19 protein-coding genes, 2 tRNA genes and 1 pseudogene are annotated in these 26,286 nt (G+C 45.4%); 12 read left to right on the forward strand and 10 right to left on the reverse strand.

Annotation, left to right across the window (positions count from 1 at the left end):
• Nucleotides 1-2 precede the first annotated feature (2 nt).
• From recB to recD, 3 genes are read right to left on the reverse strand one after another with little or no spacing between them, the layout of a single operon-like run.
• Nucleotides 3-3,419, reverse strand: coding sequence for an exodeoxyribonuclease V subunit beta (gene recB, locus ACMXI2_RS29085; RefSeq protein WP_483779376.1), 3,417 nt, complete (start codon nt 3,417-3,419; stop codon nt 3-5).
• Entirely contained in the window at nt 3,416-6,625 is a 3,210-nt protein-coding gene (gene recC / locus ACMXI2_RS29090) for an exodeoxyribonuclease V subunit gamma (protein ID WP_483779377.1), read from the reverse strand. The genes recB and recC overlap by 4 nt, the downstream gene beginning before the upstream one ends.
• Nucleotides 6,626-6,670: 45 nt before the next feature.
• On the reverse strand, nt 6,671-8,476 hold the full coding sequence (gene recD, locus ACMXI2_RS29095; protein ID WP_483779378.1) for an exodeoxyribonuclease V subunit alpha: 1,806 nt from the start codon (nt 8,474-8,476) through the stop codon (nt 6,671-6,673).
• A 97-nt stretch (nt 8,477-8,573) separates the two neighbouring features.
• Here recD and ACMXI2_RS29100 point away from each other — a divergent pair, with 97 nt between their 5' ends.
• Both ACMXI2_RS29100 and pth2 read left to right on the forward strand, forming a co-directional pair.
• Nucleotides 8,574-9,128 carry a hypothetical protein gene (locus tag ACMXI2_RS29100; protein ID WP_483779379.1) on the forward strand — a complete coding sequence of 185 codons (555 nt, stop codon included), beginning with the start codon at nt 8,574-8,576 and terminating at the stop codon, nt 9,126-9,128.
• A gap of 40 nt (nt 9,129-9,168) precedes the next feature.
• On the forward strand, nt 9,169-9,564 hold the full coding sequence (gene pth2, locus ACMXI2_RS29105) for an aminoacyl-tRNA hydrolase (protein WP_483779380.1): 396 nt from the start codon (nt 9,169-9,171) through the stop codon (nt 9,562-9,564).
• Here pth2 and ACMXI2_RS29110 read toward each other — a convergent pair.
• The 4 genes from ACMXI2_RS29110 to ACMXI2_RS29125 form a co-directional block, all read right to left on the reverse strand.
• Nucleotides 9,561-9,770 carry a YwbE family protein gene (locus ACMXI2_RS29110; protein WP_483779381.1) on the reverse strand — a complete coding sequence of 70 codons (210 nt, stop codon included), beginning with the start codon at nt 9,768-9,770 and terminating at the stop codon, nt 9,561-9,563. The two genes, pth2 and ACMXI2_RS29110, sit on opposite strands and share 4 nt — an antisense overlap.
• A 56-nt stretch (nt 9,771-9,826) precedes the next feature.
• Nucleotides 9,827-10,921: a slipin family protein gene (locus tag ACMXI2_RS29115; protein WP_483779382.1), complete on the reverse strand. Its 1,095-nt coding sequence runs from the start codon at nt 10,919-10,921 to the stop codon at nt 9,827-9,829.
• 470 nt (nt 10,922-11,391) lie between these two features.
• Nucleotides 11,392-11,466 (reverse strand) — tRNA-Phe (locus ACMXI2_RS29120).
• Between the two features lie 6 nt (nt 11,467-11,472).
• Nucleotides 11,473-11,558, reverse strand: a tRNA-Tyr gene (locus tag ACMXI2_RS29125).
• A 985-nt stretch (nt 11,559-12,543) separates the two neighbouring features.
• On the opposite strand from ACMXI2_RS29125, the gene ACMXI2_RS29130 reads away from it, so the two are divergent.
• The 3 genes from ACMXI2_RS29130 (at nt 12,544) to ACMXI2_RS29140 (ending at nt 13,669) form a co-directional block, all read left to right on the forward strand.
• Nucleotides 12,544-12,927, forward strand: coding sequence for a response regulator (locus ACMXI2_RS29130; RefSeq protein WP_483779383.1), 384 nt, complete (start codon nt 12,544-12,546; stop codon nt 12,925-12,927).
• On the forward strand, nt 12,924-13,220 hold the full coding sequence (locus tag ACMXI2_RS29135; RefSeq protein WP_483779384.1) for a helix-turn-helix domain-containing protein: 297 nt from the start codon (nt 12,924-12,926) through the stop codon (nt 13,218-13,220). Before ACMXI2_RS29130 ends, ACMXI2_RS29135 begins: the two co-directional genes overlap by 4 nt.
• Before the next feature lie 173 nt (nt 13,221-13,393).
• Nucleotides 13,394-13,669: a hypothetical protein gene (locus ACMXI2_RS29140; protein ID WP_079471664.1), complete on the forward strand. Its 276-nt coding sequence runs from the start codon at nt 13,394-13,396 to the stop codon at nt 13,667-13,669.
• Nucleotides 13,670-13,782: 113 nt separating this feature from the next.
• Here the strand turns inward: ACMXI2_RS29140 and ACMXI2_RS29145 are convergent, their stop codons facing one another.
• Nucleotides 13,783-14,862, reverse strand: a complete 1,080-nt coding sequence (locus tag ACMXI2_RS29145; RefSeq protein ID WP_483779385.1) for a type I restriction endonuclease — start codon at nt 14,860-14,862, stop codon at nt 13,783-13,785.
• Between the two features lie 1,170 nt (nt 14,863-16,032).
• Here ACMXI2_RS29145 and ACMXI2_RS29150 point away from each other — a divergent pair.
• From ACMXI2_RS29150 to ACMXI2_RS29170, 5 genes and pseudogenes are all read left to right on the forward strand, one after another.
• Entirely contained in the window at nt 16,033-16,245 is a 213-nt protein-coding gene (locus tag ACMXI2_RS29150; protein ID WP_079471666.1) for a helix-turn-helix transcriptional regulator, read from the forward strand.
• 18 nt (nt 16,246-16,263) lie between these two features.
• Nucleotides 16,264-16,944 (forward strand): hypothetical protein, encoded by a 681-nt coding sequence (locus ACMXI2_RS29155; RefSeq protein ID WP_483779386.1) that lies wholly within the window; start codon nt 16,264-16,266, stop codon nt 16,942-16,944.
• A gap of 227 nt (nt 16,945-17,171) precedes the next feature.
• Nucleotides 17,172-18,059: pseudogene (locus ACMXI2_RS29160) on the forward strand (IS256 family transposase); the annotation flags it as partial.
• A 264-nt stretch (nt 18,060-18,323) separates the two neighbouring features.
• Complete coding sequence (locus tag ACMXI2_RS29165; protein ID WP_483779387.1) at nt 18,324-18,809, forward strand: sigma factor-like helix-turn-helix DNA-binding protein; 486 nt, start codon at nt 18,324-18,326, stop codon at nt 18,807-18,809.
• Nucleotides 18,799-19,170: a hypothetical protein gene (locus tag ACMXI2_RS29170; protein WP_483779388.1), complete on the forward strand. Its 372-nt coding sequence runs from the start codon at nt 18,799-18,801 to the stop codon at nt 19,168-19,170. Before ACMXI2_RS29165 ends, ACMXI2_RS29170 begins: the two co-directional genes overlap by 11 nt.
• A 79-nt stretch (nt 19,171-19,249) precedes the next feature.
• Here ACMXI2_RS29170 and ACMXI2_RS29175 read toward each other — a convergent pair whose 3' ends face one another.
• Nucleotides 19,250-21,097 carry an ABC transporter ATP-binding protein gene (locus ACMXI2_RS29175; RefSeq protein WP_483779389.1) on the reverse strand — a complete coding sequence of 616 codons (1,848 nt, stop codon included), beginning with the start codon at nt 21,095-21,097 and terminating at the stop codon, nt 19,250-19,252.
• A gap of 339 nt (nt 21,098-21,436) precedes the next feature.
• Between ACMXI2_RS29175 and ACMXI2_RS29180 the strand changes: the two genes are divergently transcribed.
• Both ACMXI2_RS29180 and ACMXI2_RS29185 read left to right on the forward strand, forming a co-directional pair.
• A complete protein-coding gene (locus tag ACMXI2_RS29180; RefSeq protein ID WP_483779390.1) occupies nt 21,437-22,654 on the forward strand; it encodes a glycosyltransferase family 87 protein in 1,218 nt (405 codons plus the stop codon).
• A 63-nt stretch (nt 22,655-22,717) separates the two neighbouring features.
• A complete protein-coding gene (locus ACMXI2_RS29185; RefSeq protein WP_483779391.1) occupies nt 22,718-25,006 on the forward strand; it encodes a GH92 family glycosyl hydrolase in 2,289 nt (762 codons plus the stop codon).
• A 190-nt stretch (nt 25,007-25,196) separates the two neighbouring features.
• Here ACMXI2_RS29185 and ACMXI2_RS29190 read toward each other — a convergent pair whose 3' ends face one another.
• Nucleotides 25,197-26,285 (reverse strand): family 10 glycosylhydrolase, encoded by a 1,089-nt coding sequence (locus ACMXI2_RS29190; RefSeq protein WP_483779392.1) that lies wholly within the window; start codon nt 26,283-26,285, stop codon nt 25,197-25,199.
• Between the last annotated feature and the right edge of the window lies 1 nt (nt 26,286).

The following is a 26,286-nucleotide window of genomic DNA, read 5'->3' on the forward strand; positions in this document are numbered from 1 at the left end:
TTTTATTTTGTGAGTAACGACTCCAGCAATCTTATCTTTTTAAGATCCGGCTTTGTGGTAAATATCCCCTGACCACTAACATTCCTTACGCCACGCACAAAGCAATAGATAACGCCCCCAAACTGCTTCTCGTAATTAAAGCCAGGGATCCGGCTTTCCAGGTATTTTTTTACGGCTATTGTATAAATAAAATACTGGAGATGGTAATTGTTTTCGTTCATCGCTGCCGCTAAACCAGCCGCGTCATAGTCGGCCACACTGTTGCCCAGGTAATTCGATTTCCAGTCGAGGATGTAATACTTCCCCTGGTGTTCAAAAAACAGGTCTACTTTCCCGTTCATAATACCTTCGAGTTCCTGGCTGCTGTATTCGGAAAACCGTTTTACGCTCACACTTACCTGGTCGTCGGACAAATTATTGAGCAGGTTCGACTTAAACACCGGTACGGGGAAATCAAATTCAAATTCCGCGAGTCGCTGCTGCCGCCCTACCGATGCCAGCTGGAAGCTGGCGCCATCAATATGTATCGTGGAGTACATTACATGTTGCAGCATTTCGTTGAGCCGTTCGAGATATACTTCCCTTTGGCCGGGTACAAATTTCCGGATGGCTTCTTCCAGCCAGTGTTCCCACTTGCTGCTATCGGAGAAGTTGATGCTTTCAAAAATAAAGTGCAGCAGGTTACCGGTTTTGGCGCCCCTGCGCAGCGTGGTAAATATAAAGTTATCGTATGGGTCGGGTTGCTGGAAAGAACGTAGCCGTGGCTGGTGTTCGGGTTTTGCTGCTAACATGGTGTAGCTCATCTTCCGCCAGTTTTGCTCCTGCAAATGAAAGGACACCGGGGCCCGGTTCACGGCCAGCTGGCCTTTATTGATTTGTTGCCGGTAGCTTTCTGTGGGCGCTTCCGGCAATGCTCCCTGTAGCTGTATCAGTGAGGCATCCGGCGGTTCAGCGGCCAGTGCTTTCAGGAAAACAGACAACGAAGAATCTTTAAAGGCGTGATAACTGTTTTTAAAGAGATAACATTTATACACTGCACGGGTAATGGCTACGTATATCAGGCGGCGGTTTTCCTGTTCCTGCTGATGCTGGTAGGCTTTTAGCTGCTCTTCTGTAAGCAGGGCTTTTTGTGTGCCGAGGTAGTCGCCGGTGGCCGGATCGCGGAAGCTCACAAATTCAATTTTGGACTTCTCCACAAAATCGAGGAAGGGGGCCATCACTATTTTATATTCCAGTCCTTTACTTTTATGGATGGTGACTATGTTTACGGCGTCTTCATCGCTTTCCACGCGTTGTGCATACTCATCGCCGTCGGTGGTCATGCCATCGATGCCGCGTTTGAGCCAGGAGATGAGATCGCGCATAGAAAGGTTTTTGCGGCTCTGCACCTGGTGTACCAGTTCGGAAAGCTGGTACAGGTTGGTGATGATCCGTTCCCCGTTTTCAGTATGGCCATCGAGCAGCACCTGGCGTACGCTGAAATCTGCAATAAACTCCATGAGGGCCGTATACGCACCATCGCGCTGCCATAAGGTGCGGTATTTGCCAAACAGGTCCAGCATGGTTTCATCGTCCAGTTGCAGGATGGTATGACTGTTGTAGCCGGTAAATGACCCCAGTAATGCGCGGTTAATAGACGAACGGTCCGGCGTTTCCATTGCTTCCAGCAGGTGCAGCAGTTGCTGCGCTTCAGCGGATCTCAGCACTTTTGTCTCATCAATGGTAACTGCGGGGATGCCCAGTTTGGCGAGGGCATGTTTAATGTCCCTGCCTTCCTGCCCGGTGCGTACGAGAATACCAATGTCTGATGGTACGATGGCGCGGGCGCCTTCTTTATTTTCGATGCGGTAGTTTTTATCCAGCAGCAGCTGCGCAATTTGCGCGGCCACGCTGTTGCAGATGGTTTCTTTTTTATCGCAGGCAATCACTTCAACAGGCGCCTCCGGTGTATTGCCTTTATAGAGATAGCCTTTCCTGTTGTTATCGGGACTATGTACGGGTATATAATCAATACTGTCGTTTTCTTCAGCGAAATCAAATGTTGGGAAGCCTGGAATGGGTTCAAAGAATACGTTCATGGCCCGGATCATATTTTCCGACGAGCGGAAGTTCTGGTTCATGTCGTACACGTGTTGTACCCCGTTGCGTGCGTTGAAGTAGGTAAATATATCCGCTTTGCGCCAGGCGTAAATACTTTGCTTGGGGTCGCCGATGTAGAACAGGATGGTGTTTTGGCCGAAGGCACGATCGAATATCTCGAACTGCTCTTTATCGGTGTCCTGGAACTCATCCACGAAAACGGCCTTGTATTTAATTTGTAAAGAAGCAATGAGTTCTTCGTTGTTGTTTTTTACGAGGGCAGTATGCAGGTTGTTGATCAGGTCATCATATCCCATCATGTTGCTGCGTTCTTTGAAGGCGCGCACCTGTTCGCTGATTTCCTTAATGGCGGCGTAGTATACCTGCCGGCGGATCAGCTGTTGATGTTCCTGTAGTTGTTTGCCGATTTCATCTGCCTGGTCAATTGCAGGAAGCAGATCTGCAAAAATTTTCTCAATGTATTTGGCACTGCTCCTTTTGCTCCGGATCTTTTTTACCAGCAATTCCGGTTGGGAAATCAGTTCAGGCCATTCTTTCCGGGTATTATGATTGGTGGCGCAGGCAGCGGCAATGTGCGTACTGTTGGCTTCAATGTATGCATACAAAGTTTCGTTGGCTGTTTGTTCTTTTGCCATTAACTGCTGCAGCTCCTGCATCCATTGCTCCTGCAGGGTTTCGCTGATATCATCGGGGGTGTCTTCCCGGTAGCCCAGGAATTTTTTTCCGCTGAGATGTTCTTTGATCACATTCAGCATCTCCGTTTTCATATCCTCCTCCCAGATCTGTTCCAGTAAGGAGGCATTGAGCGTGGTTACATTCCTGCGCCAGAATTTATTCAGTTCATTTTCAATGACTGGCGTGAGATCGGGCACCATAGTGGCGCCAAACAGTTGGTTAGTTTCAAACGCAAATTCATTCAGTGTTTGCTGGCAGAAGCCATGAATGGTGAGTACGGAAGTTTCATCGAGCAGCAGGATGGCGTCGCGCAAGAGTTGCTGCACGGGGCGCGGATCATCGAAGTCGATTACGCTGAACACCAGGTCCATGATCTTCTGATCGCTGATTTCCTGTCCGCAGCTTACTTTGTATGCCTGCCGGATAAACAGCCGGATCCTTTCTTCCAGTTCAGCCACGGCAGCGCGGGTAAAGGTAACCATCAGGATTTCCTTGACAGACAGCTTCTGTTCCAGTATCAGCCGTAATACCAGTATGGCGATGGAGTATGTTTTACCGGTGCCGGCGCTGGCCTCAATGAGGTTGCTGCCTTCCAGCGGAACGGTACCTGCGTCAAACTGTTTATATATAATGTTATCGATCATTTCTCTTTATCTGGGGTTTCTAAATAAGCCGGCAGCAGGGTTGTTAGCGGCAATATCAGCAGCTCATAAATATCGAGGTAGCCCGCCAGTGCTTCTTCTTTCTCAAAAAATCCCTGCTCATATACCTGTACAAGATAAGGGTCCGGCGATTCCTGCCGTTCGATCATCCCGGATATTTTATCCCTGAACTTTTTAAGGTCCATAGAGAGCCACTCTTTTTCCGTGATCTCCAGGTCAGGATAAAAGGATATTATTTTGCTGAAGCCTGTCTTATAAACTTTTACAATTTCTGTTAGCCGCCTTAATGCTTCTTCAGGTGTTAACGGAATTGCCTGGAAGGCGTCTTCTTTTTTAGCGCCGGAAATATAGCAGAGGTCTGTTACCGCGTTTGCCGCTTTTCCCGCAAGATAACGGAGATAGGCTTCCACCAGGTATTTGCTCTCTTTCTTTGACCACGACACCTGTACCAGGGTTTGATCAAAAATCCGGAGATTTCCTTTCAGCATACTGTCATCTACCATTAATTCAACGGAAATGCGTTTTTCTTCTGCGCCTTTGGTAACAGCTTCATACAGGCTGCGCACGGGTACTACCAGTTCTTCCATTTTCTGCATGGAAACAGTGGCCATATTGCGGAGCGGTAGCTTACCTTTCTTTACCAGCGTGGTTTGCAGCGCATGCTGTTTATCGCCGGCTGCTGGTAGCAGTTCATTTTTAACAGACCATTGCTGTAGTCTGTTAAGGCTGAAGATTTCTGTTTCGCTGAGCAGCAGCTGGCTGTCGTTATACCGGATGCCCAGCACTTTGTTGTAATAAGCCCGGAAAGGATTTTTAAAGAAGCTGATCAGTTCTTCCAGGGTAATTTCTTCGAAGGTTAAGGGAGTAGTAATTTTATTTTCGTTGAGATATATTTTTTTGCCGGTGTCCTTATTGCTCAGATAGGAAAAAAGACGGTTATCTGTACCGGCATATTTCCTGCTGAAGCTTTGTAAAGGTTGCAACGTAACCAGCTCGCTGCGCACGGTTTCCGGCGCTGCTGTACCGGCTTCTATATAATCCACCAGTTCATCTACCAGCACGGATGGCGGAAGATCGGTATTATCTTTTGCATCTTTCCCGATATAGCTGATATACAGGTATTCCCTTGCGGAAAGCAGGGTTTCGAGGAACAGGTGTTTATCATTTTCTTTCACATTACGGTCGCCTTTCTGCTGGTCTTTTTCCATGAGGTTAAAGCTCGACTTATTCTCGCGGCGGGGAAATTTATTGTAGTTCAGTCCCATCAGCGCTACCACTTTGAAGGGGATACTACGCATGGGAATGAGCGAGCAGAAAGTAACGCCGCCGTTTACGAACAATCCTGCGCGGGTGCTGCCGGTAAGCGTGTCCAGGAAGCTGTGGCTAAACACTTCGAAGGTTACCTTTTCACTCATAAATTCATTCAGCGCGTTGTAGGCGGTGAGTTGTTTGATGAGGGTGTTGTAGTCTTCGTCAATATCGTCTACCGGTTCGTATACGATGTTATGCAATACTCTTTCGGTATAGGCTACCCACTCCACAATGGTGCGTGGGCGGCGCCTGTCGAGGATGGACGACATCAGCACTTCCGCAAAATGACAGAAGCGGATCACATCATGTGCGTCGCTGCCTTCGGTAATATCCAGGGGGAAGAAGCTGTCTTCCCCGAGGCCGTATTCTTCTTCCCCACTCATACAGATACCAAACATAATCCGTTGGATACCGTATTGCCAGCTTACAAAATGTGTTTCTTCCTTTTTGCTGCCATTGATGCCAAAGCGGATATTGGCGGCTTCAATGATCCGGCGGATGAGCACGGGGTCCTGGAGGTTAAAGCGTTTGCGGATATAGGAGAAGTCCAGCAGCTGCATCACTGCTTCAGATTTGAAGTTTTCCTCATTCATGGTGAGGATGGCGTGCAGGGCGTTAAAGAGATTGTCGTTATCGGTGTAGCTCTCATCCGCAATCGTATACCGGAAGGTATAAGGTGCGTTATTGAAAACGGCTTTGATATAGGGTGCATAGGCATCTATATCGCTTACCATTACCACGATGTCGCGGGGAGATAGTGCTTCTTTCCGTTGTGCAACCAGGTGTACCAGGTAGTTGTAGAGTACTTCCACTTCGCGGGCTACAGTGTAGCAGGCGTTGATGGTAATGGAGCCGTCGCTGATATCGGATGGTGTGATCAGCTGCCGGTCGGCGGTGGTGGCTGCGGCGGTGAAAATGTCGTGTTGTATTTTATGCAGGAGGCTATCCGGTTCCGGTTCCACGGTATCAATTTCTTCGTAGGCGTTAATGAAGGCATCGTATGCAAAGAAGAGGCCGAAGCTGTCCTGTATAACCCGTCCCCAGCCGGTGAGCAGGGCGTTGCCGGCTTTGGAGTCCTGGATATCTTTGAGTCCTTTCTGCCGCCAGCGGGCCAGTTGTTTTTCGTTGCGGTCGTCGAACCAGAATACAACCGGTGAAGGGTTGATGATATGAAAATGTACGTCTATAAAAGACGACAGTTCATGCAGGATTTTTACGTGGTAGGCGGTGATGATGGATAAGCCAAACAGGTGTACTACCGGCATGCGGGTTAATAGTCCTGTTTTCGGGCTGTTGCTGCGCAGGGCGTCGAGGATAAAATTTCCTACGATGGTTTTATCCGGCAGCGAGCCACCGGAGAGCTGTTTTACTTTTACCCAGAGCCAGTGCTGCCATCCGGCGGTGGCTAGTTCAGGGGTATCGGTAAAGGTCCATGCCTGGATCATTTCCGGGCGGTATACCTGGTACTGGTCAAACAGATCGGCTACTTTTTCCGCGAGGGCCATACGTTTCAGGTCACTTTCCGATTCTTCCGCGGTATAGTAGGCGGCAACTTTCGGGTATTTGGCGATGAACTCTTCCTGGCCAAGCAGTTTAAAAACCAGCCAGCTGAGGTTTTGCGGGGATAGCACTTCTGAATGCGGACCGCCCAGCACTACATATAACTGGTAGAGCAGGTCGTTGGGCTTCATGAAGCGGCAGTTGGCCGCAATGCCCAAATGGTTGGCCAGCTGGAGTTTCAGCCAGTTGTTCATCCCTTCCGTTTGGGTAATGATATAGTGAGGTTGGAACACACTGTTGCCTGCATCGCGGAGGTTTTGCGCCAGCCCGGATGATAAACTGTTCAGTGAGTTCGAAACTTTTAAAAACAATGCCATTGATCATTTCTTTGTTTGTACTCCGCCATTCCCGAAGCAGGTGATTTAATTTACTGCTGTATTCACTTCGCTGAACCTTGAGGCTATGCCGGAGGCTCTTTCCACGAAGCGTTCTGCTGCCATGAGTATTACCTCCGGCGTTCCCTGTACATACACTTTATTTTTTGCGCGGCTTACGGCGGTGTACAGCAGTTCCCTGGTGAGAATGGGTACATCGGTGGTATCCGGCAACAGTACCAGTACTTCCCCGAATTCGGAGCCCTGGCTTTTATGGATGGTCATGGCAAAGGCGGTTTCAGCCTGGGTTAAATAGCCGGGCAGTACAGCTTTTAATGCGCCGGTGCTGTCTTCAAACCAGGCCATGAGCACTCTGTTTTCATCTGCACGGATGATGCCGGTATCGCCATTAAATAAGCCATGCTCATAATAGTTACGGGTGAGGATCACCGGCCGGTTTTCATAGAATTCCGTATTGGTGGTGATCAGTTTTTTATCGGATAAATACTTTTCTATTTGTTTGTTGACGGCGTATAATCCCTGCGGTCCTTCCCTTACGGCGGTGAGTACACGTTGCGCGTTGAGGCGTTTGAGTGCGGTGGCAATATCTTTTTCTGCGATGAAAGCGGCGTAGCCGGCGATAAAGTCTTCGAACAATGGTACCGAAGCTTCCGGGTCCACGATTACCTGTTCATCTGCCGAAGGCGGAAAAAAAGAAGTAATTACCGGTACATGATTACTGATGATGGCCTTGCTGAATTTACCAATGCCTTTATCGTCGGTAAAACGGTGACTGCGCCTCAATTCCACGAGGTGTTGGAACAAAGGGTGATGGTCATCGTTTTGCTCTGCTGTAGCGGGAATATGCCTGTTTTCTTCCGGCATAAAACTATTGATCAGCTGCCGGCGGCTGGTAGTAAAGCGGTTCAGGTGTTCCTGTGCCTGGCAGAGATCTCCGAACAAGCTGCCGGCTTCCACGGAGGCCAGCTGGTCCTTGTCTCCCAGCAAAATGAGGCGGGTATCCGGATGGATGGCGTCCAGCAGCTTGGCAAACAGCGCCACATCTATCATGGAGCATTCATCGATGATGACTACATCGTAGTTGAGCGGATTATCTTTATTGTGCCTGAAGTAGGGGCTGCCGTTGATAGATTTCAGCAAACGGTGTATGGTAGCCGGTTGCAGCAGCCGGAACTTTTCAGTGATGTGCGCATCTACTTCGATGGTAGTATTGCGCAGGCTTTCCGCCATGCGGGCGGCGGCTTTACCGGTAGGCGCTGCCAGCGCCACTTTCAGCGCCGGATCGGTGGCAAACAGGATCGCCAGTATTTTGGCTACAGTGGTGGTTTTTCCGGTTCCCGGGCCACCGGTGATGATAGTGAAATTGTTCAACACCCCGGTGATGGCGGCTGCCAGCTGCCAGTCGGCCGGATCGTTATGATCGCCGCGGAACAGTTTACTGATCAGTGGTTGCTGTTGTTGCAGCAGGGCAATCCTTTCGGGCAGGTGTGTTTTTTCCTTTACCAGGAAATCGCGGATACGTTGGAGGAATGCTGTTTCATACCGGAAATAGCGTTGCAGGTACAGCCGGTTCTGGTAAATCACAAAGGGTTGTTTATCGTTGCCTTGTGTACCTACCAATGGAATGCTTTCCAGGAGCTGATTGCTGGTTTCTATTTTTTGATAAGATTCCGGGAGATTTTCTTTTTCTGCGGTTATTTTATCGAGATGAATACAGATGTGTCCTTCGCTACCTTTCTTTGATAACAGATAAGCATACGGTTTCAGCGCCGGTATATCAAAATACTCGGCAAATTGCTGGTGTACATCATTTAAAGTGGGTATGTTTCGCATTGTTATCCGGACACTTGAAAAGATTAAAGTACAACTTTTTCTGCTTCCCCTGAAACGCTATATATTGTGGGGATTCTAAACCTATATTCTATACTCTATGAACAAGAAATTGCTAACCCTTAGCACCATTTTTTTATTTGTTTGTTTACATGTCAGCGCTCAGGAAGATCTCTGGAGAAAACCAGGTCAGTTGAAAGCAAATATTTCCCTGGTGGGAGCTAATGCAAATTACGAATTGCGGTTGTTAAAATATGCCACCCTTAACCTGGAGGCGGGAATTGAGATGGGCGTTTCTTATTCCAACAGCAGTTATTGGGGAGAAGAATGGGAGTTTGCACTTTACCCGGTTTTTTCTGCGGAGTTCAGGCAGTACTATGGTATTGCCCGGCGGGCTGCGCGGAATAAGAGGATAGATAATAATGCCGGGAACTTTTTCAGTTTCACGGGCGGATACCAGGGGCGTCCTATCACTGCAACGGACAATTATTATTCCGGTACGGCGGTTTTTACGCCGGCGTGGGGAATGCAGCGCAGCTGGGGCCGTCATTTTAGTTTTGAAAGCCGCTTTGGGGTTTCTTTTGTGCCGGGCGATGTTGACGATAATACGGTGTATCCCAGTGTACGCGTCAGCATTGGATATGTGATCCTGTAATGGGCGTGTTTTTGTAAATTAGCTGCTTAAACAGTGAGATATGTCATCCAGGATAGTTAAGCAGGTAATAGTGATGCGCAAGGATCTGAATATGCGCAAAGGAAAAATGATTGCACAGGGCGCCCATGCTTCGATTGCTTTTTTAACGCGACATGCCACTATCGATGGGCATACGTTGCAAACCAATATCAGGAATCCGGAAGAGGTTTCGGAGTGGATGACGAAGGGGTTTACAAAGATTTGTTTGTCGGTAGATTCTGAAGAAGACCTGGAGAGAGTGTACCAGCAGGCGGTGGAGAATGGACTGAATGCCACGTTGATCACCGATTCGGGGTTAACAGAATTTGGTGGTGTGCCCACCAAAACCTGTTGTGCCATCGGGCCTAATTCAAACGAGGAGATAGACCGGATCACTAAGGATCTGAAGTTGCTTTAGTCTTCCTCTCCTACCACATCTGTTTCTACTACTCTGCCTACTTGTCCATCTTCCAAGCGTACTTTGATACCGCGGGAATGATAAGCGGCAGAGGTGAGCAGATCCTTTACAATGCCATAGGTTTTTTTACCGCTGCGTTGATCTTTTTTCAGGATGATAGCCACTTCCAGGCCAGGGTAGATATCTTTTCTATATTGTCCGTCCATAACTGCAAAGCTACAGATTTTCTAAAAAAGGTGGATCATACCATGACCCACCTTTTTTATTTAGAGATGAAGATTTGCCGCAGCTGATCTATCAGTACACCGTTTCCGCTGACGCTGATGCTGTTGATCTTTTCCGCGATTTTTTCCACATACTCCATTTCCTTCAGTTTAAACAGCATGGGATTGTCTTCCATCAGCTTGGCGGTATTCAGCAAGCTCCTGGTGCTGGCAGTTTCTTCCCTTCGCATGATGATATTGGCCTGTGCTTTTTTTTCGGCTACCAGTACCTGGTTCATGATGTCTTTCACATCACCTGGCAGGATGATATCCCGGATAGCGAAGCTGGTCACGTTAATGCCGAGAACTTCCGCCCTTGTGCTTACTGCTTTCAGTATAGCCGGCGCGAGGGTATCTTTCTTTTCCAGCAATTCATCGAAGTTCAGGGCTGCGATATATTCCCGCAAGGCCAGCTGGAACAGTACATACAGCTGCCGTTCGTATTCCTTGTTTTGCAACAGGGCTTTATTGATATCTGTTACCCGGTACTGTGCCCATGCGTTGATTCGCAGTGCTGCTTTGTCTTTAGTCAGAATTTCCTGGCCATTTACTTCCACCTGCAACTGGCGGGTATCTATTTTACTAACGGTGATGGTGATGTTATTCTTCCACCTGAAGTAAACGCCGGTGTACAGGGTCATGGCATACTTACCGTCTACCAGCATGATGGCCTGTTCGTGGTTTTCCACGCTGAAAGACCTTACGTAAGGCGCTACCAGCCGGTGGCATAGGGTGGACCGGTCAATATTTTCAGTGATCGCTATTTTTGCGATATCTGCGCGAACAAATTTATTGTCGATGATATTTTTCCAGAAGGCGTATCTGCCGGCGGTCAATACCTGCTTCAGCAATCCATTTTCGTAGTGCAGCACAATTTCAGTTTCTTTTACCTCCACTACCTGCAATGCGTTGGCTACGTCTGCATCCTGCAGGAGGATGTTCAGTTCTACCGGAGCGATGAATGGCTTGTTGATATCGAAGATGGTTACATCTTCGTTGATCAGCCAGTGGCGGCCTACCTGCAGCATTCGCTGGTAAACGCCGTTTTTAAAAGTCAGGCCTCTTTCGTAGGCGTTGATGGTTACTCTTTTCATTTTCTTTCATTTTGGGGGTGTTGATAAAAAAGCCAGTGCTGTTGTCCGGATGATGAACACGGAAACCAAGTATTAATCAGTGCTTATTCATCAGTTAGGGCGGAAGTGCTAAGTGATGATAAGGGGCTGATGTAGTCCTTGTTTGCAGGTGGTGACCAGCCTGCCGGTATCATCCTTTTGATGACGTGGCGGGGCGGTGAGCCCTGGCTTTGTTTGTTGTTGTAAAGGATTTTCAGTCCTTCTGATTTAATCGTCTATTGCTCTACCAATGAGCTATCGTTTTTCAAGAACGAAAAGGATTCGAACCTTTTACCCATAGATTAGGAATAGTGTTTTGCAGCAACAGCATACAGTTCGTTATTACGGCTGCACTGCGGAGTAGTATGATACTCCTGCCTGGTTTGCTGTGAATGATAGCTATTCCCGTCTTCCTTTTAAGGAAGCTTTTTAGCAAATGCTTTTCATTTGCCTGGTGGATGAAGCAGGAGTCGAACCTGCACGGGCGGTGCTTCAAACCGCTGCTCTACCATTGGAGCTATTCATCCGTTTTGTGTGAGTAGCAGGATTCGAACCTGCTAAGCCTGTTAAGGCGATGGTTTTACAGACCATTGCGACGCTCCCGCTTCGCCGTACTCACTTCGGGGTTTACGGTTTTTGGGATTATGATGGGTGCAGGCGGGGTTCGAACCCTGATCTCCCGGTTCACAGCCGGGTGTTCTGCCTTTGAACTACAAGCACCGTATTTTAGTAAGCACAAAAAAACCGGGCGTTCAGGACGACCGGTTTCTACGTATATACATAAGCGTTACTTATGTTCGTCGACACCGGTGTCGTTGATGAAATATTTCATAGCGATAGCAAACCGATAACAGTGGTTTGTTATAATCGCTACTAAATTGTATGTTATGAATATGCATTTGCATGCGTATTTTTAGTTTTAAGTACAAATAAAAAGCCCCGCAATCTCTTGCGGGGCCTGTGTTATATCGAATTTGTTATTTCAACTTATTCTTCGGCATAACATGCCCCGCCACTGGTATAGCCTGGTATCAGACTAAACTGGTGTTTTGATTGTATGTTAAAAATTGAGCGGTACATGTTGATTGTTTTTTTGTTGATGCAAAGGTGGGGATATTTTTTTAATATCTCCAAATAAATTTAAAAATATTTTTGGGGCTGGACAAATGAAACGAATTTTCTGAGCAGGCGAATTCGTTTATGCGTGTACTTTATTTCATGTTAAAATGGTTTTTATTAATGAAATGTAAATACCTGGCGTATTAACAAATGTTTCGGACTACTAACTTTCTCAAATGTTTGTTAATGATGATTAACAAATGAAGATCATGTATACTTACGAAACCCTTTATTGTATTATGGTTCACTGTTTTGATAATAAAAAATGCGGTTTGATTTTTAGAATTAAATTTTTCCGTTAAGATTTCGGGTTTAGTGATGAATAGTTTTTTTCTTTGAGGAATTAATTTAAAATCCATGAATTCTATTTGTATCAATCAACATCAGTTTTATATAAACGGAAGGCATATACGAACACGTCTGCTTCCGGAATTATGTGGATATTTTTTAACTTATTTATTCCTATAACCCAAGTGATTTTAATTATGAAAAGTCGGATTTTACATGCTGAAGATGACGCCATTTTTTCTGGTATTGTAAGAAAAATACTCCATCAGCAAGGTTTCGAGGTTTATAGCGCGTTTGATGGAGAACATGCATGGCTGCTATTTAATGAAATGTCGTTTCATTCCTGTTTGTTGGATATTATGATGCCCCGCCTGAATGGGATAGATCTTGGAGAACGCATTCGTAGTAAGGATAAGTACATCCCTATTTTTTATTTATCCGGGGAAGATGTTACGCTGGTATCGGCAGAAGTATTTGGCAGAGGGGGTGCAAATGGTTATTTCCCTAAAACTTTCAACTTGCGTGAATTGACGGGTAGATTGCAAGCGTCTCTTACCTATACAAATAATTATATCTTATGAAAGGAACTATGGGAGTACCTTATTATTCTGCCGAAAATAATGAGTTTTATGGCTTCCACGGAAGGCCAAGAAAAGTTGAACTGAGAGTTAAGAAAGTATACAGATGCTTATATGATAACAGCAACGAACTAACAAGCATGGAAACGATCATGGATACTATTTTTGGAAAAGATAATCACGATATTAAACAATTATATGTATATATATCCAGACTCAAGCGAATTATCAAAGATCACCCAGGTTCAAGCATCCACAATGTTCGTAGTAAAGGATATAAATTAATTATGCCGTAACTTCCCAGGTGTATTTTCTTTGCCTGTTTATCCCGGTACCTGGGTAATAAAAAGTATTATTTTTTGTGCTGTTGGTATGTTTTCCTAACCAGATATTTTATTATATTCGTTACTGTTTAGTAAACCCAAAGTACAACCGTTAACCATATTTATTTACTACAAAATTATTAACCATGAAACTCCACAGAACATTGCATCATCCTGATGGTGGGCGTTCATTAGCTGAATATGAAATAAGAGACAATAATGTTTTTACCACTATCCACCACGCAGGCGGATCCCGTTCACTACCCTGGTATGAGGTGAGAGAGGATAAGCTGTATCCCACTATTCACCATCCGCAAGGCTGGAGCTCCTTTCCCTGGTTTGAAATTAATGGTACCAGTATCCGGCCATCTGTTCACCACCCAAAAGGTTGTGACGGGTTGCCGTGGTATAAGATTGTGTAACCTCTGAAGAAAGTGGGTTTATAGAACTGGCCTGGCAGGGATGCCGGGCTTTTTTGTGGAGAGGATGGGGATTAAAAGCAAGCCCGGGAATTCCGGACTTGCTGCCTGGTTATTTATTGCACCTCGGCTACTTTCTCCGTGTAATTCTTCACCGTATCAATCAAATGGTCCGCATGCAGAAAAATGTCATCCAGAGATGTAAGCTCTTTTTTGATTTCTGTTTTATCGCTTTTGAAGAGTCCTATTTGTTTCTTGTTATTATTAAGGTAGAGCCGGCATATCGGTTTCCTGTTGTTATCGTCATATAGTACAGCAAAGTAAGATTGAGCATCTCTGCAATTGATTTTTATTATGGGTACCGTTTTGCGTAGTATAGATTTTACAATATTATATCCGTCCAGTTCTTCCTGGGTTGTTACTATTTTTGCTTCGGATTCCATCACCGGCTCTGTCAATTCTGGTTTGTTTTGCTCAATTTCTTCCGTTTTAAGCGCTGTTTTCAATCTTTCTGTGATGAGATCATTAATGTAAATCTGAAATGCTTTTTTTGTCAGTTGAGAAAATTGGTCCATTACCTTTTGCGTCAGAATTCCATTAGTGTATACGTGTTTGGCAAAATGCCTTACGAAGTCAGGCCCTGGGCTATTGATTTCATTACCAATCATACTTTTGATTTGGTTTAGATATTTTAGTTCGCTGGCGGTAGATACAATAGTTTCTGTATCGAAATAATTTTTGTGGAACTTTTTCAGTTCTTCTATTTGGTTGTCCCTGATATCATTTAAATCAAATATAAAGAATGGTTTCTCATCCATTTTGTTAGGCTCATCCAGGTCGGTATAGAACCGGGATTCAAAGCCGTTAGTCAGAATAGAGAATTTCGCTTTTGTAGTATGAAAATATCTGAATAATTGGGAGTTGTGAGGGTCCAGATTAGAGGACCAATGCTTACATTCAATTAAAATGAGCGGCTGTCCGTCTTTCATGATGGCATAATCAACTTTCTCCCCTTTTTTTATTCCCAGATCTGCTACAAACTCAGGAACTACTTCCAATGGGTTAAATACATCGTAGCCTAGTGCCTGAAGAAATGGCATTACAAAGGAATGTTTAGTAGCTTCTTCAGTTTGAACGAGTTCTTTGTGTTTGAGGATTCTTTCAGCGAGTTGCTTGAGGAGGTCTTTAAAATCCATAAATAAAATGTTTGTGATGGAGTAATTAGTTTAGGGAATTAACTGTCCCCGGGAGGAAACAGCGTATCAAGTTAGGAAAGATTTGGGGAATTAGTTCTGTTCGTTGGTAAAATGAATGAAAATAGATAGGTCCGTTCTTCAAGAAGCCAGAAGTGGCCTTATGTTGTTAAATCCCGATGATCCAATCACTCTTTCCGAAGTCCTCATTAAGAAATTTGTATTAATATATTGGGCGAAGTGAATGGGGTTAAAAATTTGGTATTTAAATAGTTAAGAGATGTATCAATCGCGCTCTTAAGCTAGTCTTCCTAATAATGCAGCTATACTCCTTGCATACTTCTCCGGTACTTCTCGCATACTTCTCCGGTACTTAGGAGTCGTCTATGTGTCGTATTCCCTATACAGTTCCCATACAGTTCCTATACAGTCCTCATACACTTACCATACACTCACTATACACTCACTATACACTTCCCATACACTCACAATACACTTCCAATACACTCCCCATACACTTCCTATACACTTAGAACCGCTTGCGCCCGCTATTTTCAGTTGGTCAGTTCAAATTACAGTTTTCACAAATAAGCATTGACCCCGGCACCTGAATCTCTTTATCTGCGCCAGATCCTGATGTTTGCAAGCTTGCTGCATACCCCTATACAGCCAACTTTGGGGCCAATGCTGCTCATTTGAGATGGAATTGATATCAAAGTGATATTATCAGTGCTTCGTTACTATTTGCGGCCTTTAGTAGGCTTAAAAGGTAATTGGCATCCAGTAACCTTAGTAGCTCGTTGTAAAGTAGAAGCAAATCCGCCCTGTGCTGGGCATTTTCATATTGGGTATCCTCAGCTGCGAGCGTTTCCGAAAGCCAGAGCCATAGTGTTTGTCGCGCGGCAGCCGGAGGGAACAGTTCGCAAAAGCGGTTAATGGCGAGCATGGGATCAGTAGATTCCGTCTCGGATAAGTGTGTGAAATGAAAAAAGGATGGAGAGGTTTGCATAACAATAGATTTTTGATTAGTACAAATTTATATAAAAATATCAATATTAGGGATATTATAATCAGTTAAATGGATATAAATATGTTATTAAGGGATATTTTTTAGAATCATAATGAGAATTATTCTGCCTAAATTGATGATAAATATGCTTTTAAAGCTTTTTTATGAGTGTTAAAGTATTCAATAGAATAAAGGCAGTACTGGCTGAGAAAGGAAAAGCAAACAAATGGTTAGCTGAAGCCATTGACGTTAATGTAAATACAGTTTCTAAATGGTGTACTAATAAAATACAGCCTTCTGTAGAAACTTTGTTTGAGATTGCAGAGGCATTGGACGTTGAGGCAAGGGAATTGCTTGTACTTAGAAAAGCCAAATAATCTACTACCCTTCATTAAATGTTACATAAAGAAAGTCTTAACCTCTTCCGTCAACGAATCCCCATTGGCGCCCGTCATCGCCTTAACCTGCTTAACCAAACAAACGGAAATGTAGAACAAGCGAGGCTGCTATTTGAAGCAGAAATGATTCAAATCATTACTAATAAAACTGCTGTTTCATCAGACATAGCCAGGAAGCATTTGACAATCCATAATTATGACATCGCCCAAACCATTGCCAGCATTGATGAAGAACGCTTTACCTTATCTCAGCGTAGCTTAAGAAAAACAAAGAATAATAAAGAAGAAGCCTTAACACTCATCGTACAAAGCATTGAGTCCACGGAGAATATTCAGCGTAAATTCTGGTTGCCTTTAGAAGAGCTGGGACATTTGCCTCCTCCCGTATATTGCTTGTTAGTATTGCATGATTTTTTAAGTTATGAAGATTGGGAAAGCTTCAGCAGCGCTGTTTACTTCCATTCAGATTTAGTTGCTTCGCAGCTGGAAACGATGCTCAACTTGCCGCAGGTTGCTTGTCATTTGCGCGCTGCCGAGAAACGTAGTGATGAAATTTATCAACAATACAAAAGAAGAACGGAGTTTGGAATTGAGTCGATAATTGCGAATAAGCTGGCCGCTGATGCTGAGTTTTCTGAGCATGAGGCAGGGTTTGTGGTAGGAAGATCGGTGATTTGATTGTTGATAGGTTGTATAATCTGGTGGTGGATAATGTGGGGTTGCTTCCTTGAGCCAAATTAGGTTACAGTGAGGTATTGCTAAAATTACAATAACTCACTGGCTTCATTTTTTTTAGGGAGTGTTAAGATAACTGTGTAAAGGCCAAAGATAATATGTAGAGGCTGCTGTAGCAGCTTACAGTAGTCTCTAATTAAAATCTTACCTTTAAACTAATCAGTTATCTTATGGACAAGCTACAGCAGGCCATTGAAGAAGAACTGGCCAACCGTTTAAAAAGCGGCAAAATTAAATCCAGTAAAGATCTCTCCGATCTTTTCCATGAAATGTACCGCCTGGGCATCCAGGAGATGCTTAAAGCCGAAATGGACGAACATCTTGGTTATGAAAAACATGCTCCTGAAGGAGTCGAGCACGTCAACAGCCGAAATGGTTACGGCAAGAAAAAAGTCAAGTCCAATCTGGGTGAAATTCCCTTAGAAGTTCCAAGAGACAGAGATGGCAGCTTTGAACCTCAGTTAGTACCGAAGCGAAGTCGGGTAATGGCTGAAATAGAAGATAATGTCTTGAGTTTATATACTCATGGTATGACAGTTCGTGATATTGAAAGTCACGTTCGGCAGCTATATGGAGTAGAAATGAGTGAGGCAACTATCTCTCACATCACAGACCGGGCAATCGATCATATTGAGCAATGGAAGAACAGAAGGCTGGAACGGGTGTATATGATTGTCTGGATGGACGCAATAATATTCAAGGTACGTCAGGATGGCAAGGTGATAGATAAGGCCGTTCAGATAGCTATAGGACTTAACAACAGTGGTTATAAAGAGGTGCTGGGGATGTGGATTTGCCAGAATGAAAGTGCTGCTTTCTGGATGAATGTATTGACTAATCTGAAGGCCCGTGGAGTTGAAGATATTTTGATCACCAGTACTGATAATCTAAAGGGTTTTGTGGAAGCGATTAAATCTGTGTACCCTCAGACAAAAACTCAAATCTGCATAGTTCATCAATTAAGAAACTCATTAAAATTTGTTGTTTGGAAAGACAAGAAGGACGCTGCCATTGCTTTACGCCAGATATACAGTGCTCCCGATGCTGATATAGCAATTCGCTCAAGGCAATGATCTTCCGGTTTCTGCGATCAATACTCCCTCTATCCGGAGAAAAATAAAGATCGAGTGCAAGTATAATTTCATCCCTATGCCACTTTGGATTGCTTTTCATAGTACAACGATGTATGGACGCTCAAAATCACGATGGGTAAAGCTTGTCTTGAAATGATATTTATAATATCAATATGATATACAAATATAAATATAGAATCCTTAATCCCCCCTTTGCTAATCCCCCCTTTTCTCCCTATTTTTACCATAATGTCCACGCACCATCCAAAACAATCTCACCTCCAACTGAAGTCATTATTTGACCTGCTATACCTGCGCCTTTGCCGATTTGCCGATCTTTTGATCGCGGATTCCGCTATGGCAGAGGATATCGTTCAAAAAGTGTTCGTAAATTATGAATGTGAAGATGATGATTTCCCGGCCATCAAAATGTTCCTGTATAAAGAGGTGTTAAACGCCTGCCATGAGCACAAAGCGACCGTAAAAACTGCTTTTCTCAGGGCGGAAGTAGGTGGGGAAATAAACCGGGCGATTGCCGCACTGCCGGAGGGATGCGGTAAAGTTTTCAAGCTTAGCTATGTAGAAGAACTGAAAAATGAAGAGATTGCTGCACAGATGTCGATGCCGGTGAGCTGGGTGAAAACGCAGAAAGTAAGGGCACAGGAGTTATTGCATTGGCAACTGAAACCGGAAACTTTTCTCGTATTAAACTTCTTCCTATCCATTGCGGAGTAATCTGGAATCATATTACCACCGGTCCCGGTTAATAGTAAAGTATTGGGAAAACACGCTTTCAGCAGAAGAAAGCGAAGAGCTGGAGGCATGGATAGATGCCAGTGAAGAGAACCGGTTGTTGTTTGCGGAGTTGAGCAAGGAAGTTACTTTGAAAGAAGAGTTGAAACAGATGGGTAAGTATCATCCGCAGCAGGCATGGAAAAAAGTAACAGCAGGAAGAAAGGAAAAGAGGCAGGTTCCGTGGGCAGGAGTTATTGCTACGCTGATTATGTTGTTGCTGGCAATTACTTTAAAGTGGTGTTATCTCCGCGAGGCGCCGCCTGCAGATAAAAAAATAGACAATAGGGGTATCAGCCGTTGAGCTGCGTCCTCTAGTGAAAGAGGGATTTCCTCTTCTTTCCGCCATAGGTTTTTATAGAGCGTCTCCTTCCGGGGGCGCTTTATTTGTATCCGGCAGCCTGTAGTTCAAATAATTCGGCGTAGCGTCCTTTGCGGGCCAGCAGTTCCTCATGGCTCCCGATTTCAACCAACGTGCCCCGTTCCAGCACCAAGATGCGGTTGGCCATGCGTACCGTGGAAAACCGGTGGGATATTAATACGGCGGTTTTATCACGGGTAAGATCGGCAAAGCGGAGAAATACGTTGTATTCTGCCCGGGCGTCGAGGGCGGAGGTGGGCTCGTCCAGTATGAGGAGTTGGGCGTCTTTCATGTAGGCCCGTGCCAGCGCTATCTTTTGCCATTCGCCACCGGACAGTTCTATGCCCTGGTTAAAGCGGCGACCGAGCATCTGATCGTAGCCGAGCGGCATCTTTTCTATAAGCGGGGAAGCAAGACTTTGCCTGGCCGCATCCTCAATCATAGGGAGGTTGCTGCTTTGGGCGATGTTTCCCACGGCGATGTTTTGGGAAACGGTCATCTGGTAACGTTGGTAGTCCTGGAATATAACGCCTACCTGCGTACGTAATTCTTTAAGATCGTATTCGCGGAGATCTAAGCCATCCAGCAGGATGCGCCCCTCTACCGGATCGTAGAGGCGGGATAGCAGTTTCACCAGGGTGGTTTTGCCGGCGCCGTTCTCCCCTACCAGCGCTAATTTCTCGCCCGGATGAAGGGTGAAGTTGAGGTGCCGGATGGCCCATTTGTCGGAGTTGATATATTTAAAGCCTACATCTTCAAAAGTAAATCCCTGTTGAATAGGACGCGGAAACGCCCGGGGATGAAGCACCGGAACCATTTTAGGCTGTATCTCAAAATATTCAAACAGGTCGCGGAGGTAAAGGGCGCCCTGTGTAACACTGGAAAACCGGATAAGGATCCCCTGGAAGGTAGTACGCAATTGCCTGAAAGACCCCGCCAGGAAAGCCAGGTCGCCAATGCTGAGATGGCCCCGGATTGTTTGCAGGATAATGATCACATAGGCGGCGTAATACCCGGCTGCACCTACTATTGCGAAAACGGTTCCCCAGATGGAATCCCTGATCTGTAATACTTTTTTATCGGTATAAAATTTATTGGAGATGGACTTGAAGCGGTTGATCAGGAAATTGGAAAGATCAAACACCTTTACTTCTTTGGCAGTTTCGTCGCTGGCGCCGAGATAGCGGATATAATCCAGCTCACGCCGGTCGGAGGTTTGGCCCCAGGCCAGTTTATAATACAGGTCGTTGAAGTGCGATTCATTCAGGAAGGCCGGAATTACAGCCAGCAGTAATAATAATATGAGCCAGGGGTTGAAGAATACCAGTCCTGCCGCCAGGAAAACAATCGTGATGATGTCCTGTACCTGGCTCAGTACTTGTGCCAGCAGCACGGTTCTGCCGGAGGTTTGCTGCCGGGCGCGTTCCAGTTTATCATAAAATTCGGCATCTTCAAATTGGTCGAGGTCCAGTTTGGCGGCATGTTCCATGATCTTCACGGAGGTATGGTTGGCGAAGAGGTCGCCCAAAAGGCCATCCAGCAGTGAAATAGCCCGACTAAGCGCATCGGATACTATCGCCAGTCCAAATTCCAGCGCTACCAGTTGCCACAGCCAGGTAGTGGAGTGCCCCGGATCTTTGGTAAGATGTACCACCTGGTCGATGATCAGCTTACCCACATATAACAACGATAACGGCATGGCCGATTGAGCCACCCTGAGAATAGTATTTCCTATAGCGAGCCCCGGACTGGTTTGCCATACCATCCTGAAAAATGCCGGTAGATTGCGGAGGGCCGCCAGCCGCTCTTTAAAGGTTAATTTTTCGTCTTTCCCCGGGCGTTTTTTCCGGGGAGTTGCCATTGCACTCATAGAAGTAATTTACGAAAATTGCTTCTCCAAACATAAGCGCATTATCTAAAAGGATTTGTTTAAATTTGAGTTCGTGTGAATAAACCCAGGATGCTATGTTATTACTGATCGTTTCCTTACTGATCGTTTGTTGTGTGATTATTGCCGGCGTTGTATACGCTGTAAATGAACAATCCAAACAATGGGCGGCTTCAGAAAATTAATACTGCGCTTTGATTGCAGTAACATTTCTTTGTAAATACCGGATATCCAGGCCGAATAAATAAAAACTACAATAGAGGGATACCCCCTCCAGGTGCGTTATACCTGCGTACTATAGCTTTTATTTAATTAGCAATTATGGATATGCGTGAAAAAAGGAATGTGCTGACTTACCTGGCAGAAAAGGAATGGCTGATCATGAGTTTATGGTTTGGCCTGTCCTTTATTGGGGCCATCATGGAAATTTCCCGGAATAATTTTAATAACTATCGCATATTCAGAGACGTATTCTTTCACGTCATTCACCAGCAGCCTTTATATATCCCCTACCCGGCCGATTACTACGATGTAAATCTTTATGGCCCGGTATTCAGCATCGTGATTGCTCCTTTTGCAGGTTTGGAGATCCGCCTGGGAGCCATGTTGTGGTCGCTCACCGGTTCGGCAGTATTATTTTACGCTATCCGGCAGTTACCGCTTTTACGCCAGCAACAGAATATTATCCTGCTGTTGTGTTCAATGGAGCTGATGGGGGCCAGCAGCTGGTTCCAGATGAACCAGTTCATCGGCGCTTTCATTATCCTCACGTTTACCAATACTATTAAGGGGAAGGAATTTTGGGCCGCTTTCTTTATTGTATTGGGAACGCTTACAAAGTTTTACGGCATCGTAGGACTTGCATTCTTCTTCTTCAGTCCTAATCCCAAAAGATTTATCGGGTACCTGTTTTTATGGGGCGCAGTGATGTTTGCATTACCCATGATAATATCTTCTCCCCAATATATTATCCAATGTTACTTTGATTGGTATGCTGCGCTGGTACACAAAAACGAACTGAATGAAGGCGCGAATATCCTGTTCCAGGATATATCTGCCGGAGGCTTTATAAAACGGGTATTTCATTTGCCGGGCATGAGTAATAACGTAGTGCTCATTCCTGCGGTAGTACTCTTCTTTTTACAATATACCCGGTTAAAAGATCGCTATAACTTGCGTTATCGCTTCTATATTCTCTGCTCTACACTGATATTCCCGGTGCTTTTCAGCACCAGTTCTGAGTCGCCCACCTACATCATCGCTATACCGGCGGTGTGTATCTGGTATGTACTGCAGCCATCCACAAGACGGAATAACATATTTATGTTTTTTGTCATTTTCCTGATCAGTTTTTCCCACTCGGATATCCTTACTCCCTGGGTAAGGAAAAATATAGCGATGCCATATGCCGTGAAAGCCTTGCCCTGCCTGGTATTATGGCTGGTGATCGTTTATCAGATCTACACCCGGAAATATTTGTTAGAAAAAGATGTTTCCCCGGCGTCAGTCAAGGACCTGGAGCCCGCTCCTGTATTGTGAAAAAATTAACTGAAAAAGTAATAATCCGGGCGTAAATTGCCGCATTATTAAAGGTTTTTGATTATGAACACGGGAATCAAGATAGGTAGTGCATTTGCGTTATCTGCGATGCTGTTTCACGGCATTCAAACAAGTGCACAGAAGAAGTCGGCGCCATTGCCAGGCTTTGTTGAAAGTAAATCAGTTGCTTCAGTAGATCCTTATATCGGCTCCGGCGGCCACGGTCACGTATTTGTTGGCGCCAGCGTTCCTTACGGCGCAGTACAAACAGGACCTACCAATATTGTAAAAGGTTGGGATTGGTGCTCCGGTTATCACTATTCAGACAGCGTATTAATAGGCTTCTCGCAGATGCACCTCAGCGGAACAGGTATCGGCGACCTGGGAGATGTACTCATTATGCCCTACACCGGTAAAGTAAGAACCAACCGCGGCACACAGGAAGATCCCACTTCAGGATATGGCTCCCACTATTCTCATGACCGCGAAACCGCGCGTCCGGGCTACTACGCCGTTCAGCTGGACGACTACAATATCAAAGCAGAATTAACCGCTTCAGAAAGAGTGGCTTTTCATAAGTACACCTTCCCGAAAAATCAACCTGCCAATATCATCATCGACCTGAAAGAAGGTATCGGCTGGGATGCACCAGTAGAAACATTTATCCGCCAGGTAGATGAATATACCCTCGAAGGATACCGCTACTCCAAAGGATGGGCGGTAGATCAACGCCTCTGGTTTGCCATTAAATCAAATGTGCCGGTGAAACAATTCCAGGTATTTGATGGAGATAATAAACAAACCGGTAAAGAAGTAAAATCGAAAGAAGCCAAAGGCGTTATCGTATTTGATAAATCGCCCGGACAGGTAATGCTGAAAGTAGGCATCTCCCCTGTAAGCAGTGAAAACGCACTGGCTAATATCAAGGCGGAAATACCAGGATGGGACTTTACCAAAACCATCAACAACGCCAACGCTAAATGGGACAAGGAACTGGCCAAAGTAAGCATTGAAACAAAAGACGAGGCCGCTCGCCGCGTATTTTATACCGCCATGTATCACACCATGATTGATCCGGCTTTGTTCAACGATCATGATGGCAGCTACCGTGGCACCGATAAAAAAGTATATGCCAACCCCGGCTTCGATAACTATTCCGTATTTTCTCTCTGGGATATCTATCGCTCCTGCGCTCCGCTCGCTACCATCCTGCATCCTGAAAAGGTGAACAGCTTCGTGAACTCGATGCTCACCATCCACAAACAACAGGGCAAATTGCCGGTATGGCCGCTCATGGGTAATGAAACCAACTGTATGGTGGGCTACCACGCAGTACCTCCTATTGTGGATGCTTACCTGAAAGGATTTAAAGGATTCAATGCAGAAGAGGCTTTTGAAGCGATGAAAGTTACCGCCAACCGCGACGACCTGGGCCTGAAATACGTAAAAGAATTAGGCTACATCCCGGCAGATAAAGAATATGAATCCGTTTCCAAAGCAATGGAATACGCCATCGATGACTGGTGCATTGCGGCTATGGCAAAGAAGTTAGGCAAAACAGCCGACTTCGAATACTACAAAAAACGCGCGGCTTACTACCGCAATTATTTTGACAGCACCATCCGCTTTGTACGTCCGCGTATGAGCGATGGCAGCTTCAAAACACCATATGATCCGTTTAACTCCGTTCATGAAAAAGGCGATTTCACCGAAGGCAACGGCTGGCAATACACCTGGCTGGTGCCACAGGATGTGGAAGGACTGATCCAACTCATGGGGGGCGACGATGCCTTCACCAGCAAACTCGACAGCCTCTTTACGGCTAAAGGCGATATGGGCGCAGAAGCATCTAATGATATTTCCGGCCTCATAGGCATGTATGCGCATGGTAATGAGCCAAGTCACCATGTTACCTATATGTACGCTTTCTCCGGTTACCAATGGAAAACTGCTGAAAAAGTAAGACAGGTAATGAAAGACTTTTACTTCGATCAGCCGGAAGGGCTTGCCGGTAATGAAGATTGCGGCGCGATGTCATCCTGGTACGTATTCTCCTCGCTGGGTTTCTATCCTGAAAACTCCGCCAGTGGCGTATATGTATTAGGCAGCCCGCTGTTCGACAAAGCATCTATTAAAGTAGGCGCCAATAAAACTTTCATTGTACAGGCGATCGATAATAGTGCAGAGAATATTTATATCCAAAGCGTTACCCTTAACGGTAAACCATATACGAAAAGCTTTATCACCCACCAGGATGTGGTGGCCGGTGGAACGCTGGTAGTTAAAATGGGTAACAAACCAAACCTCAGCTTTGGTAAAGCAGCAGCAGACAGACCATCGAATGCGCTTTAAGCGTATTTTGTCTTTCTCAGGATTAAAATGATTTTATTGATTTAGGGATTTGATCCTTTGTGATTTTTTTTGATTTTGGGAGATGTAAGCGGATATTTTCGCTTATATCTCCCAAAATCATTTTAATCTAAACGTGATCAAATCCCTAAATCAATAAAATCATTTTAATCCTGAGAAAGACAACATCCGCTTAAGCATTTTCACCCAGCACCCGCAATACCTCCGGTGTTACTTCACCAAAGATAGAAACGCCTGCTGCTCCGTTCTGGATAGCCAGTTTCACGGCTTCGGCCAGGTCGGCGTAGTTGCCGTGGAAGTCCGGAAGATACAGTCCTGCATACAACGGAAATGCGCCATGCAGCCCCTTCACCCCTTCTGCCACTGCATCGCCTATCCAGCTCACATTTTCCCTGTAAAAGCCATGATAGATCATGGGGCAAATGGCGTTCAACGGCCAGTTGGTCCAGTCCTGCCGCACAATACGTTTGGCAATTTCAGGAGTAGGAAATACCGCCGCGGAAATTGGTTTTTTATGTTGCTGCGCTACCTGTGCCAGGTTGCTCACTACGTTGGTGATGCGGTCGTAGCGAAACTTGCGCCAGGAAGGGCTTTGGTCGGGATGCTCTATCTGTAATGGGTCTGCGCCGTGTTTTTCTTTATAGGCATTGCGGCATTGTTCGCAATAACAGAAATCATACTCCGGTAATTCTTTCGACTGATCAATACCATAATTACTCCAGAGATTTACGGGCAATATCACATCGCAGTAGCGAACATAATCAAGATGAATGCCATCCACATAATCCAGTGAAAGGATTTTTTCCACCTGGTCTTTCAGATAATTCACCACCTCCGGTTTGCTGGGACACAGCCAGCGGTAGTAATCCACATAAGGAGGATGGTTTGCACAGGACTCACCTTTCCGGTTTTGAGCATACCATTCCGGGTGACTTGCCAGCAACTCTTTTTCTCCACGGTTCATTGTCCACATCCAGCGGTGCGCTTTGATACCATTGGCTTTGGCAGTTTTGAAATGCAGCTCGCTGTCGGCCTCAAACATGATATCTGTGATCCCTGCTCTTCTGTAAGCAGCGTATCTTGCTTTTAAAATGGCAGCAGTATCTTTATGATCCGGATTGATCCACACCCGGTGTTGCACGGCGTTCTTTTCCAGCGTGGGCGCTGTTTCTTTTACAATAGCGGCGCTGGCTGGCAGCGTAGGTTTTACCAATGTCAATCCCCCGATACCCAATGATTTTATAAAAAGACGTTTATCCATA

The organism is Chitinophaga sp. G7 BAM 1005 (genome assembly GCF_057126945.1).

What these genes read in the sequence shown, in the direction of transcription:
- ACMXI2_RS29140 (WP_079471664.1), top strand. Translation starts at nt 13,394, where the DNA reads ATGAAACTCCACAGAACATTGCATCATCCTGATGGTGGGCGTTCATTA.
- ACMXI2_RS29175 (WP_483779389.1), bottom strand. Translation starts at nt 21,097, where the DNA reads ATGAGTGCAATGGCAACTCCCCGGAAAAAACGCCCGGGGAAAGACGAA.
- ACMXI2_RS29190 (WP_483779392.1), bottom strand. Translation starts at nt 26,285, where the DNA reads ATGGATAAACGTCTTTTTATAAAATCATTGGGTATCGGGGGATTGACA.
- ACMXI2_RS29185 (WP_483779391.1), top strand. Translation starts at nt 22,718, where the DNA reads ATGAACACGGGAATCAAGATAGGTAGTGCATTTGCGTTATCTGCGATG.
- ACMXI2_RS29130 (WP_483779383.1), top strand. Translation starts at nt 12,544, where the DNA reads ATGAAAAGTCGGATTTTACATGCTGAAGATGACGCCATTTTTTCTGGT.
- ACMXI2_RS29165 (WP_483779387.1), top strand. Translation starts at nt 18,324, where the DNA reads ATGTCCACGCACCATCCAAAACAATCTCACCTCCAACTGAAGTCATTA.
- ACMXI2_RS29150 (WP_079471666.1), top strand. Translation starts at nt 16,033, where the DNA reads ATGAGTGTTAAAGTATTCAATAGAATAAAGGCAGTACTGGCTGAGAAA.
- ACMXI2_RS29110 (WP_483779381.1), bottom strand. Translation starts at nt 9,770, where the DNA reads ATGGACGGACAATATAGAAAAGATATCTACCCTGGCCTGGAAGTGGCT.
- ACMXI2_RS29135 (WP_483779384.1), top strand. Translation starts at nt 12,924, where the DNA reads ATGAAAGGAACTATGGGAGTACCTTATTATTCTGCCGAAAATAATGAG.
- pth2 (WP_483779380.1), top strand. Translation starts at nt 9,169, where the DNA reads ATGTCATCCAGGATAGTTAAGCAGGTAATAGTGATGCGCAAGGATCTG.
- recD (WP_483779378.1), bottom strand. Translation starts at nt 8,476, where the DNA reads ATGCGAAACATACCCACTTTAAATGATGTACACCAGCAATTTGCCGAG.
- ACMXI2_RS29100 (WP_483779379.1), top strand. Translation starts at nt 8,574, where the DNA reads ATGAACAAGAAATTGCTAACCCTTAGCACCATTTTTTTATTTGTTTGT.
- recB (WP_483779376.1), bottom strand. Translation starts at nt 3,419, where the DNA reads ATGATCGATAACATTATATATAAACAGTTTGACGCAGGTACCGTTCCG.
- recC (WP_483779377.1), bottom strand. Translation starts at nt 6,625, where the DNA reads ATGGCATTGTTTTTAAAAGTTTCGAACTCACTGAACAGTTTATCATCC.
- ACMXI2_RS29115 (WP_483779382.1), bottom strand. Translation starts at nt 10,921, where the DNA reads ATGAAAAGAGTAACCATCAACGCCTACGAAAGAGGCCTGACTTTTAAA.
- ACMXI2_RS29155 (WP_483779386.1), top strand. Translation starts at nt 16,264, where the DNA reads ATGTTACATAAAGAAAGTCTTAACCTCTTCCGTCAACGAATCCCCATT.
- ACMXI2_RS29180 (WP_483779390.1), top strand. Translation starts at nt 21,437, where the DNA reads ATGGATATGCGTGAAAAAAGGAATGTGCTGACTTACCTGGCAGAAAAG.
- ACMXI2_RS29145 (WP_483779385.1), bottom strand. Translation starts at nt 14,862, where the DNA reads ATGGATTTTAAAGACCTCCTCAAGCAACTCGCTGAAAGAATCCTCAAA.